The organism is Lentibacillus halophilus, assembly GCF_039522485.1.
In the GTDB taxonomy this organism is placed as follows: domain Bacteria; phylum Bacillota; class Bacilli; order Bacillales; family Amphibacillaceae; genus Lentibacillus; species Lentibacillus halophilus.
This window is the reverse complement of the sequence record NZ_BAAADM010000038.1, coordinates 1-5,841: the sequence shown is the minus strand read 5'-3', so window position 1 is coordinate 5,841 and position 5,841 is coordinate 1. Positions and strand designations below refer to the sequence as shown.

The following is a 5,841-nucleotide window of genomic DNA, read 5'->3' as shown; positions in this document are numbered from 1 at the left end:
ATATGTTTTCAACAACATGGAATGCCCCTTCGACGGCGTTTAATGACCCAAGCAAATTTTTTGAAGGACGCAATGTGGACGATGTGCTGTTCCACCTGTATTTAAGCCATAAATACGCCGGTATGGAAGGATTGGACACCTTTTCGTGCTTTGATGTTAAAAAGAATACCGATATCAATGCCTATCTCGATTCGCTCGAACATCATTTGAGTCGTTATTTTACGATTCATACATAAGCTACATGCATAGGGGATAAGACTGTGATGTGATGATGCGGCATCCAGTATTGCTAAAACGAATGTCTTGTCATCGTCATTTTTTTAAGTAATCCCCTTGAATAAAAATCTGTGTATGTGGTACATTAAAAATAGAAATTAGCACTCCGCTTAACCGAGTGCTAAAACCCCGATTCAAAGGAGTTGATCAATGATGCTTAGATGGATATCTTTGAACATGATTGATAACTTCTTCAATGGCTTGTGGTACTTGGGCAACGAGCCATTGGTTGGTTCCTAGCTTTGCTAAAAAGCTAAAAGCAAAACTTAAATAAGAGAGGTGGTCACGATGGTTGTTAAACTCCCTTTCAACAGGAGAGATTCCACTGTTCGTGGGAACCTGTTAGGTGATTTTTCAAGTATTTTTGACGACTTCTTGAATGGTTTGCTTTTCCCAAGCAAGAACCTCTAGCCAGTTCATCAGCAAGTGACGTTGATTTTGTGTGCAAGCAAAGGGTAAATAAAAATTAAATCAAAAGGAGTGGTTGATTATAGCAGGATTAATTCCATTCAACGAAAGACATCCAAAGTTCCCTAGCAACCCATTTAACATGATCGATGACTTCTTTAATGATTTCCCTACGCTCAAACGAAACCTTGTTACGGATCCGTTTAAAGTTGACGTCAAAGAAACGGACAATGAATATTTGGTTGAGGCAGAACTTCCAGGCGTCAATAAAGAGGATATAGACTTGAGTTTGAATGATGATGGCAAACTAACCATTGCCGTCCATCGAACTGACAATAATGATAAAAACGATGAGGACGACAACTATATTCACCGAGAAAGACATTATGAATCAATGCAACGCACCTTGTATTTAGCCCATGCTAAACCTGATAGTGTCAGTGCAAAGATGGACAATGGATTGCTCAACGTCACCATAGGCAAACAAGACCAATCGGTTGACAATACCCGCAAAATCGACATTCAATAATGCTGCTATCCCCCTACACGTATTCCCGGACGAATGATTGGATAGCCATTGATTGTTTCAAATGCCCACCATTTTAGGTGGGTCTTTTTTTATATTTTCATAAAGCAAATGAGCACAAGAAAGGCATAACGCTTGCGCTATTTTTACATATATTGACTGCACCTGATTGATTAATTTATGGCTTTTATGTTGGTTTCAAGTGACATGGAATCCAGATCAAGGGGGATTAAGCTGTTTTATGAAAACGATCCCCCCTTTAATGACACTGAAGCACGTTCTCAAATTGGACCCCGCACTAGCTGATATTAATTATCCATTCGCTTTTGAACGAATGATGACCTTTTTAAAAATTTCATCGTGTGGCAAACCGTTTTCTATTTTTAATCGTTTCCTAGGATACAGGATAAACGTTTGTCAAGGAGGGTTCATTATGACAAAGAAATATATGCTATCAGCCATGCTGCTAATCCTACTTGCTGCCCTTTCTGCATGTTCCGGTAATAATGAGGACAGCTCGGGAAAACCGGAAAACAAACCCAAAAACGAGGAAACGAACGTATCAGAAAAGGGCACAACTGGCACCAAAGTCTATGTCAATAACCGTGATGCAGGAGACGTTCAAGTTATTGATTCGGATACCAATGAGGTTCTGGATACGATTCAAGTTGGTGAGAAACCCACTTATAATGAAGTAGGTCCCAATGGGGATTATGTCTATGTAGCCAACAGCAAGACCGAAGATGTATCGATTATCAACACTAGCAAAAATAAAGTTGTAAAGACCATTCCGGTTGGCAAAACGCCAAAAGGAATTAATTTCACCCCTAATGGAAAATGGGTGTTTGTCATCAATGAAGGCGAAGGAACCGTCACAGCAATTGAAACCGAATCAATGGAAAAGAAAGCCACCATTGACGTTGGAAAAGATCCACATAATGGGGTAGCCAGTCCCGACAACAGCACGTTCTATGTAACCAATACCGGATCCAATTCCGTATCGGTTATTGATGTTGCTTCCAAAAAAGTGACCAATACAATCGACGGTGTTGAAGGAGCACCGCATAATTTAAACATTACCCCTGATGGGAATACATTGCTTGTAACCTTAACAACAGAAGGTGAACTGGGAATAGTCGATTTGAATAAAGACAAAATGATCTCAACCGTAACTGTCGGTACAGGCCATCATGTGGTAGATGTCACCGCAGATGGAAAATATGCGTATGTCGCAAATATAGGGTCAGATTTCGTATCTGTTGTGGATATTGCCAAACAAAAGGAAATGAAACAAATTAACGTTGGACAAGGGCCACATGGTGTTACCGTTTCAAAAGATGGTAAAAACATCTATGCAGCAGTTACCAGCAAAGACCAGGTTGCTGTTATCGACAGTGAGAAAAATGAAGTTGTTAAACGAATCGATGTTGATTCATTTCCGTTTTTCATTAGTACCTTGGAAAATCGCTCTTAAAAAGTGATACGAAAAACTAAAAGAATGGAGATGAAACGCCATTATTTGTTGGTGTAATGGCAACACCGATAGATAATGGTGTTTCCGCGGTCATTGTTCGAAAATTATGAACAACCTTCTAATATAAAAGAAGTTAGTAATATTTTTTTATTTTTAATCAAACCGTTCCCGGATTCTCATCGTTACCTTATGTGAAAGCAAGTTATTGGGAGGGATCAAAATGAAAAAATGGATATTTTCCATAACCATCGTTGCGGTCATTCTTTTACTGAGTGCATGTGGGGGTGACTCAGACTCATCATCCAAAGATGACAACAGCAGCCAAGGCGACCCGGATACTACGGAAGAAACAAATGATGAAGGAAAAAGCAAAGCAAAAGGCCTACAATTACTGGAAGATGCTGATGCAGGTAACTATCTGGCAGATGGTGAAGGTATGACGCTCTACCTCTTCACAAAAGATGAAAAAGGTACCAGCAACTGCACCGACGATTGTCTGGAAAACTGGCCGGCATTCACAGGAAAGGATTTCGAAGTCCCTGAAGGTTATGACAAAGATAATTTTGGCACGATAACACGTGAAGACACTGGTAAAAAACAAGTGACCTATAAGGGCTATCCACTTTATTATTTTGTGAAAGATAAAGAAAAAGGTGATGTGAACGGTCAAGGTGTGAAAGATGTATGGTATGTTGCTAATAAAACGTCCATTAAGGATCATTTCCAAGACCAATCAACTTCACTGAAAAAAGGTATTGATGACGTGCTGGCCTCACTTGAAGCGTTAAATAACACATCTGAAGCTTCAGCTAACGATGTAGACAAAGTGAACAGCAAAGGGAAAGACCTCTCGGAAAGTTGGGAGCCCATTGAGAAAAAAGTTGAAAAACGTGATGCAGAAGCCTATGAAACCATTGAAGAAAGCTTGTACCCACTCATAGATGAAGCACAAAAGGATAAGCCTGATATTGAGAAAGTAAAAAAGCTGACAGAGGAGACCAAACGTAAACTCACAGAATTTCAGGAGAAGCTTGGTTCATCATCCTAAATCAGCATCTTTTCTTCTCATTAGGTTGTAAAAAGTGAGAACCCCACAAAAATGAAATATAAAGGACGCTTCCGCGACAGTTTCTGACGTTGCGGGAGCGTCCTTTTTCATGCTATTAGCTTGTTCATGTCATTCATTGCCCCCGGACGAACGGTTGGATAGCCATGGTCACCATTACGCATTCCAACGCCAGTATAGTCTCATCGCTATCCGGATAACCATCATAAATAATAAGACGCTTGCAAACGTGTGCATCCAAGTCCACGTATGATACTCAATGACATCGGTATATTTTTCTAAGAGGACTTCCATCGTCGTTAAAACAGACGCATAGAGGACACCTTGTATAAGGATGCCGGAATATCGCGACCGATAAGTGGTTTGATAAAAATAAAGATTAATCACAGGAAGTATCACGTATTCAAAAAGGATGCTGGATTCGAAATGTATACCCAAAAGTTTTTCAGGGTAATGCAGCATATTTTCCTCTACGACAATGGTGCCGAGAAAGATTGAAAAATAAGAGGACACTAAGTAAACTAAAATCCATTCGTTAAAAGATAACTTTCTTAAGCTGAACCATAATAATACCATGCCGATCACGAAAGATAGCCACAATATGATGTGTTCCATAGTAACATTCGGCTCCCTTTTTCTATTTGGCTTGCCGGTCACTATCCATTATAGCCAAGTGACGCTCTGTATAGCCCATCACTATTAGGAAATTCACAGGAACGGATAGGGATAGGGCGATTTGCGGCGGCCTTGCGAACGCGCGCAATCGATCGGGGGCGAGGCGAAATCGATCGAGAGCGCGAGGAAATCGATCGGGGGCGTCGGAGAATCGATCGAGAGCGCGGGCAAATCGATCGGGAGCGAGGGAAAATCGATCGAGAGCGGCGGAGATTCGATCGGGAGCGAGAGGAAATCGATCGAGGGCGAGGGAAAATCGATCGGGAGCGAGAGGAAATCGATCGGGGACGGGAGAAAATCGATCGAGGGCGAGAGGAAATCGATCGGGGACGGGAGAAAATCGATCGAGGGCGAGGCGAAATCGATCGAGAGCGCGAGGAAATCGATCGGGGGCGAGGCGAAATCGATCGAGAGCGCGAGGAAATCGATCGAGGGCGAGGGAAAATCGATCGGGAGCGCGACGAAATCGATCGAGGGCGAGGCGAAATCGATCGAGAACGAGCTCAAATCGATCGGGAACAGCCGCCAATCGTTCAACCACCCCGCACCCGCATGTGGTGATTTTCGCTTGCCGTCGCAAATCTTTCGTTCCAAAAAACCCACACTTAAGCGACAGCGGCTCCAACTCGAGCGCTTCTGCTACGTCTCCTTCTCGTACCAGCGTTGAAAGATATAAATAAGTACGGCCATTAATATAAATAGCAATGCGGTCATGACCATCGATAGATCACCGGTAAAAATGCCAACATGTTTCATCCACGCCGAAACGGTAAAGACAAACAGGACGTCGGCGATAACATTCACGACGAGGTACAGCCAAAATTTTTGAAACGTGAAATAAAACACCCAGATGGTGACGACCCAATACGAACTGTAAACGATATGGACGGGCGTGATTTTGTCCCAGTCGAAGAGGGTGATTTGGTATCGCCACCAATTTTCTTCCCAAGCAATCTCATACAAGATCGAGTTTAAGACGGTTACAAACAGTGCGGCGGGGAGATATCGTTTGATCGTATCATATGTGTAAAATAATCCTCGGGGCCATCTGAGGCAATTTTCTAGTCAAAAAAGAGAAGGCACTCTATCATAAATGTATGCTTTGACGGGCAAATACATTTCGAAAGAGGCCTTCTCATGGAAACCATTATATCAAGATTATACGAATTAATAAAGCAAACAAACAACTTAGTTGATTTAGAAGAAAGCATTCGACTTTATATGTATGAAGTGTTCGCTTCCCAGATGGGGGAAGTGTTCACACAGATTAATAAGGTGATTAAAGCTGAGAAACAGAAGTTGGGCTGGACTGTCGAGCGTGACGATTGGAAAACGGTTCAATTTACGTTTGGGGCGGTTCGTTTTCGGCATACATTAATGCATGACCTGAAAGGTGATTCTCACTATCCCTTTGAT

General features: G+C 42.0%; 7 protein-coding genes and 1 pseudogene. 6 read left to right on the top strand and 2 right to left on the bottom strand.

The genetic code is table 11. The features are described 5' to 3' along the window. From ABDZ72_RS07275 to ABDZ72_RS07260, 4 genes and pseudogenes are all read left to right on the top strand, one after another. A pseudogene (locus ABDZ72_RS07275) lies at positions 1 to 236 on the top strand (NAD(P)H-dependent oxidoreductase); the annotation flags it as partial. Between the two features lie 524 nt (positions 237 to 760). Then, a complete protein-coding gene (locus ABDZ72_RS07270; protein WP_343752092.1) occupies positions 761 to 1,213 on the top strand; it encodes an Hsp20/alpha crystallin family protein in 453 nt (150 codons plus the stop codon). A 430-nt stretch (positions 1,214 to 1,643) separates the two neighbouring features. Further along, positions 1,644 to 2,684 carry a YVTN family beta-propeller repeat protein gene (locus ABDZ72_RS07265; protein ID WP_343752091.1) on the top strand — a complete coding sequence of 347 codons (1,041 nt, stop codon included), beginning with the start codon at positions 1,644 to 1,646 and terminating at the stop codon, positions 2,682 to 2,684. A 220-nt stretch (positions 2,685 to 2,904) separates the two neighbouring features. After that, on the top strand, positions 2,905 to 3,732 hold the full coding sequence (locus ABDZ72_RS07260; RefSeq protein ID WP_343752090.1) for a COG4315 family predicted lipoprotein: 828 nt from the start codon (positions 2,905 to 2,907) through the stop codon (positions 3,730 to 3,732). Positions 3,733 to 3,906: 174 nt separating this feature from the next. Here the strand turns inward: ABDZ72_RS07260 and ABDZ72_RS07255 are convergent, their stop codons facing one another. Beyond that, positions 3,907 to 4,365, bottom strand: coding sequence for a CBO0543 family protein (locus ABDZ72_RS07255; protein ID WP_343752088.1), 459 nt, complete (start codon positions 4,363 to 4,365; stop codon positions 3,907 to 3,909). 132 nt (positions 4,366 to 4,497) lie between these two features. Here ABDZ72_RS07255 and ABDZ72_RS07250 point away from each other — a divergent pair, with 132 nt between their 5' ends. Then, positions 4,498 to 4,986 (top strand): hypothetical protein, encoded by a 489-nt coding sequence (locus ABDZ72_RS07250; RefSeq protein ID WP_343752087.1) that lies wholly within the window; start codon positions 4,498 to 4,500, stop codon positions 4,984 to 4,986. 78 nt (positions 4,987 to 5,064) lie between these two features. Here ABDZ72_RS07250 and ABDZ72_RS07245 read toward each other — a convergent pair whose 3' ends face one another. Beyond that, positions 5,065 to 5,388 carry a hypothetical protein gene (locus tag ABDZ72_RS07245; protein WP_343752085.1) on the bottom strand — a complete coding sequence of 108 codons (324 nt, stop codon included), beginning with the start codon at positions 5,386 to 5,388 and terminating at the stop codon, positions 5,065 to 5,067. A gap of 174 nt (positions 5,389 to 5,562) precedes the next feature. Between ABDZ72_RS07245 and ABDZ72_RS07240 the strand changes: the two genes are divergently transcribed. Further along, the coding region (locus ABDZ72_RS07240; RefSeq protein ID WP_343752084.1) for a UPF0236 family transposase-like protein at positions 5,563 to 5,841 on the top strand (279 nt) is incomplete at its 3' end.